Genomic DNA, 4,556 nt, shown 5'->3' on the forward strand with positions numbered 1-4,556 from the left:
AAAGCCATGTTGTCGTAAATGTTCATGTGCGGGTACAAAGCGTAGTTCTGGAAAACCATGGCAATGCGACGGTCCTTTGGGGCAACGTCATTCATTACCTTGTGGTCAATTTCCAAAGTACCCTTTGAAATGTCTTCCAAGCCGGCAATCATTCTCAAAGTAGTGGACTTACCACAACCTGATGGACCTACGAAAACGATGAATTCCTTATCTTTGATATGTAAATCAAAGTCGTTTACTGAATAAAAGTCATTGCCTTCGTATTTCTTGTAAATATGGTTTAAATCAACTTCTACCATGTTTTTACCTCTTTTGATTTTTATTATTTTTGTCTTCGTAACTTACATTTATAGAATACGTTTTTTACGAAAGCGCTTCAATGTAGAAGTAAACAAAAAAGTGAACAAATTTTTGGTCACTTTAAACAATTGCAAGATAACAAAAGGTCAAATCAGTCATAGACCGTAGATTCAAGGCAAACTCATTCTTTAGTTTATCAATCCGGTATTCCAAAGTATTGCGATGAGCGTACATTGCCTTTGATGCCTGCGAAACATTGCCCCCGACCTGATAAAGAGCACGAATCAAATTAATCGCATAATCCAGCTCTTCAAACATTTGCCGATAAGTTTGAAGGACTAAGCTATCTTGATTAAAAGAATGCAAATAGAATTTCAAAGCATAGTCAGGTACCGTTGCCACCGCTTGCTGTTTTTGTGAAAAAGTACTAATTTGCCGCTCTTCCTCAAACAAGGCCCGCAAATCGCATTTCCGCTTCCAGACTAAACCGATCAACAAACGACTTTCTGAATCAAAATCGCTATCGACTGTATCCAACATCCCGCTTAGTTCTTCTTTTGACAAAGTGCAGGCTTCATCTACAATTACTAACTGCTCATCCTTTGCCCAAAATGATGCTGTCGTATTCGAAAAGAACGTCAAGATCATTTGCTGCCATTTAGTCTTTTGCTCTTTATCAAGCTGATGAACAGTAATATAAAGAAAGCGCAATTTGATTGAACTTTTTGGTTTCAAGCCATCACCAAAAAGGTATTTTTCCCAAGGACTATTACGCTGAATTTTTAGTTGATTATTTTGTCTCAACAAGTCAATAAAGCATAATTCACGTGGACTCAAATCGTTAAGCGGAATACGTATCAGATGATTATCTACACGCAATTCCACATTTTTAATTCCTTCAGCAAATGACTTATCAATTAATGCAGTTGGAAAAAAGACCTTTATTTTTTCAATTGTCACTAATTATTACCTTCTTCTACCTTAATTTTTCTTCTTCTCCTTAATCATCCGGCGATATTCACTAGGAGTCATCTTAGTTTGTTCCTTAAAAACACGGAAGAAATAGTTGGAATTATTATAACCAACATTGGCAGCAATTTCATTAATATCTCGATTTGTTTCTACTCAAATACTGTTTGCCAATTTCGATCGTGTGCCGCACGGTAGCACATTTCAATTTGCTCCTTAGTATTGCGGCCCAGTGAAAGCTTAGGCAAATTATTTAAACTAAAGTAGCGACAATCGCAAGTTTCATCGTTCTCTCTGAATTCACCACCAAGAACTTTACACAAATAAAAGGCTTTAATAATACCAGTAGCCAGAAGCGGTCGATTGTGTTTATTTCTCTCTTGCAGCGCGATCAATTTGATGGGTTCAACATCGGCGACCAGATTCTTCTTTTGCCTCTTTAATGCAATTTTCTTTTGTAGACAAATGAACTTCACACCAACCACAAGGCATAGACCAGTCATCAGATAATTTTTCATGAACTAGCAAAATCTGATCATCTTTAAAAATTGCAGCTCGCGTATCAATCTTCGGCGTTTGATAACCTTCGTCTCCTAAAAAGAGAGTTTTTATCAGCTCTTGCGGAAGGCCAGTTTTTGCTTGCATCATTTCGCCTGCAATTTTGCGAATTTCTTCATAACGCTCTTTGCCAAAGGCATCATGGCCATAATGAAGTCCGGCTTGGGTAAGGCTTTGAAGTTTTAAAGCCCATTGAGTAAATTGATCGTAATCTTTCATTTTTTATCATTCAAAATTTGTAACTAACTTATGCCATTGACTTTATCTTAAAGTTCTTTCACCATATTATAACTTTGTTTGCCATTAGGATCCGGCAAATTATGTGTTTTACCTTCATTAATAAAACCATTGGCCTCATAAAATGGAAAAGTTCAGGATAGCAAGTTAAAGATATCGCCTTTCTGCCCTGCTTTTTAGCAATTTCCGCCATTTTATTTAACAAGTTTGAAGCAATTCCCTGATGACGATGTTTAGGGGCAACTGCAACTGATAAGATCATTTGGTATTTATCTTCTGAGTGATTAGGATTATTTCTAAAATAAAGCTCATCCTCAATGTAGCGTTTGGAAAAAGCCGGGCCGAAGGTGTGGCCAACAACTTTTCCAGTTTCTTCATCTTCAACTACCAAGAAAGTATCAGGATAATTTTCTATCCTACCGACCATATCTTTTTTAATCATTTCTTTACTCATGTGAAAGGCCGCTGATTCTAAACTAACGACCATCGGTAAATCTGCTCTTTGAACAGTACGATAAATTATCTTCATTGGATACTCCTATTTATTCCCAACCATCATTCTCATCTTCTTGGACATCATCTAATTCATTCTTACCAAATAATTCTATTTCAGAATATGATTTATATTTTTGATTTATCCTTTTAGCCGAAATTCGATCTATTTTTCGATCCAATAAATATTCTTCTATATTTTTAATAATTTTATTCATATCTTTATCATCACGCATCCTTAATTTGCCAAAATATTGATTGCTTCAGCTTAATTCATCTTGTCACCTATCAACTTCTGTTTTTTCTAAAAATAAAACTTAGACAAAAATTGGGCAAGAAAAAATCGAAATTGCTAAACAACAATTCCGATCCTTAATTATCATCTTTAAATTTATTCTGCTTCTTCAACTGCAACGCATTGATTTTGGCGACTATGAACTAATCTCATTGCAAAACGAGCAGTTGGGTGTACAATCAAGCTTTGCATGCAGAAAGCAATCCCGAAATTACGTAGCCATAAAGTTAAGTAACGTTGGAAAATACTCATATCAATCTGTCCTTGACCAGCCCATGATTTGGCAATCGTCATAATCATTGACATGAAAACAACATTGCTAATGATATTCAGAGCAATTTTGGCATCATAAGAGTCAGTTTCTTCGGATAAAAATTTCTTTAATTTTCCTACTGGATAACGCGTTACTGCCAAACAACTGACAGTTACTACCTATATCATTGGAAAAGTTTTTACTACACCCATATAAACATTCCAGCTCAATCCTTGTTGGCAGAAATTAATAGCCGGCGTAATTGTGGCAACATCCAAGCATGAAACGATTAATGTATATAATAATTTTTCTTTTTTATTTTGTGGGAAACTGAGAACCTTCATTCAAACATCATTTCTTAACTTAAAAAAAGACCCGCTAGACTTACGCCTATCAGCCCTTTTCCTCTTAGATAAAAACATCTGTTTGCGTTGATTATAGCAAAAATTTCTTAGAAAAATCAAGAAAAGTTTTATATACGATAGTGTGCGTATAATAGTTTAAGTTCTATTTCTGATATTTTCTCATCAAGAAATGTTCTATCGTTTCTGGTTCATGTCCCGTAATATGAGCAAAATCATCACTCAAGCCATGAAGGTAACCCTTCGCACCACCAGAAGCAAGTTCATGACCATCACCTTCAGAAGCATGGATCTCGCCGAATTCTTCAACCGTCACTGGATGATAACCAATCTCATGACCCGTAACTTTAGTCATAATCTTACCAAGTTCAGGCATTGTGTATGACCGGCTTTGCGTGAGCAAATAGCTTTTTCTGGTCTTTAAAATTTCTGAATTCAAAACCATCGTTGCCATTGTTACGACATAGCCTTGCTGGGCCACCTTGATCATTTGCGGCAAGTACAAGCTTAAATTCTGCTTATGAAAGGCTGAACCTTGCACCCACATTATCAAAGGAAAAAGTTGTTGTTCTTTTTTCAAGGCTGGAATAATGATATGCAAATGTAAGTCTTTCTTACTTTTATGTGCATAAATAATATTCAGCAAAACAGATGGATACTGCTTTTTAAGATCAACTTGCAATGTTTTCATTCCTGCCGGTGCTGCTTTTTATGGCTCTATAATTTTTATTTATCAAGGTGTTAGCTATGTCCTCTTACAACAATTGTATTAAATTTTCGCTTGATATTGAAAAGCAGAAAATCTATCAGGCCGTTTTGCTTCAGCCGGCCAATTATTATTCGTTTATTTAAACAGAGAGACCTCTGCCGCTCTTGCCAAAAACGCTCAATGGCTCAATCAGACTTGGTCAATAAATACTACTGTATTTACAATGCTTCCAAGAGAAAGGTGTTCACCGCGCTCATTCAATTCTCTGCGTGTCAGAGCCATGAAGACATTTGACAAGCAATCCCGAGAATACAAGCTTTTGAAATCTCCCTGGAAGCCTTATCTGAAAAAATATGATGATTTGGGCAAGATTTATCCGCG

5 protein-coding genes and 5 pseudogenes are annotated in these 4,556 nt (G+C 36.0%); 2 read left to right on the top strand and 8 right to left on the bottom strand.

The window, feature by feature from the left end:
* From HMPREF0493_RS05380 to HMPREF0493_RS09060, 8 genes and pseudogenes are all read right to left on the bottom strand, one after another.
* The coding region (locus tag HMPREF0493_RS05380; protein ID WP_006352305.1) for an ATP-binding cassette domain-containing protein at positions 1 to 299 on the bottom strand (299 nt) is incomplete at its 3' end.
* Positions 300 to 420: 121 nt separating this feature from the next.
* Positions 421 to 1,260, bottom strand: a complete 840-nt coding sequence (locus HMPREF0493_RS05385; protein ID WP_006352306.1) for a helix-turn-helix domain-containing protein — start codon at positions 1,258 to 1,260, stop codon at positions 421 to 423.
* Between the two features lie 21 nt (positions 1,261 to 1,281).
* Positions 1,282 to 1,410 (bottom strand): annotated as a pseudogene (locus HMPREF0493_RS08390) (helix-turn-helix domain-containing protein); the annotation flags it as partial.
* An 11-nt stretch (positions 1,411 to 1,421) separates the two neighbouring features.
* Positions 1,422 to 2,046: pseudogene (locus HMPREF0493_RS05390) on the bottom strand (NUDIX hydrolase N-terminal domain-containing protein).
* Positions 2,047 to 2,093: 47 nt separating this feature from the next.
* Positions 2,094 to 2,593, bottom strand: a pseudogene (locus HMPREF0493_RS05395) (GNAT family N-acetyltransferase).
* Between the two features lie 13 nt (positions 2,594 to 2,606).
* The gene (locus HMPREF0493_RS05400) at positions 2,607 to 2,792 is read right to left on the bottom strand and encodes a hypothetical protein (RefSeq protein WP_006352310.1); all 186 of its coding nucleotides are present in this window, start codon (positions 2,790 to 2,792) and stop codon (positions 2,607 to 2,609) included.
* Positions 2,793 to 2,947: 155 nt separating this feature from the next.
* Positions 2,948 to 3,265 carry a DUF2798 domain-containing protein gene (locus HMPREF0493_RS05405; protein WP_006352311.1) on the bottom strand — a complete coding sequence of 106 codons (318 nt, stop codon included), beginning with the start codon at positions 3,263 to 3,265 and terminating at the stop codon, positions 2,948 to 2,950.
* Between the two features lie 346 nt (positions 3,266 to 3,611).
* Complete coding sequence (locus HMPREF0493_RS09060) at positions 3,612 to 4,157, bottom strand: Rossmann-fold NAD(P)-binding domain-containing protein (RefSeq protein WP_006352313.1); 546 nt, start codon at positions 4,155 to 4,157, stop codon at positions 3,612 to 3,614.
* A gap of 132 nt (positions 4,158 to 4,289) precedes the next feature.
* Between HMPREF0493_RS09060 and HMPREF0493_RS09365 the strand changes: the two are divergent.
* Positions 4,290 to 4,436, top strand: a pseudogene (locus tag HMPREF0493_RS09365) (ISL3 family transposase); the annotation flags it as partial.
* Positions 4,426 to 4,556, top strand: a pseudogene (locus HMPREF0493_RS09370) (ISL3 family transposase); the annotation flags it as partial. The pseudogenes HMPREF0493_RS09365 and HMPREF0493_RS09370, both read left to right, overlap by 11 nt.

Source organism: Lactobacillus amylolyticus DSM 11664, from assembly GCF_000178475.1.
Taxonomy (GTDB): Bacteria; Bacillota; Bacilli; order Lactobacillales; family Lactobacillaceae; genus Lactobacillus; species Lactobacillus amylolyticus.